This window comes from Schleiferilactobacillus perolens DSM 12744, from assembly GCF_001435585.1.
GTDB classification, from domain to species: Bacteria; Bacillota; Bacilli; order Lactobacillales; family Lactobacillaceae; genus Schleiferilactobacillus; species Schleiferilactobacillus perolens.
This window is the reverse complement of sequence record NZ_AZEC01000098.1, coordinates 1-211: the sequence shown is the minus strand read 5'-3', so window position 1 is coordinate 211 and position 211 is coordinate 1. Positions and strand designations below refer to the sequence as shown.

At 44.1% G+C, this 211-nt stretch carries 1 protein-coding gene; it reads left to right on the top strand.

The window, feature by feature from the left end:
• Nucleotides 1–211, top strand: a 211-nt coding sequence (locus tag FD09_RS16865) for a DDE-type integrase/transposase/recombinase (protein ID WP_338054270.1), incomplete at both ends; no start/stop codon positions are given.

The following is a 211-nucleotide window of genomic DNA, read 5'->3' as shown; positions in this document are numbered from 1 at the left end:
CCACTCCGTTACCGTCAATAAATGGAAAGCGGCTTCGGCTTCCAAAACCAAGGTTGAACAGCGTCCCAACTTGCTTAAGCAGGATTTCTCGACCACTGGTTTAAATCAAAAATGGACCGCTGATATGACCTATATTCAAACGAAGCGTAATGGCTGGTGTTACTTATCAACCATCATGGATCTGCACTCAAGACGAATTATCGGCTATTCA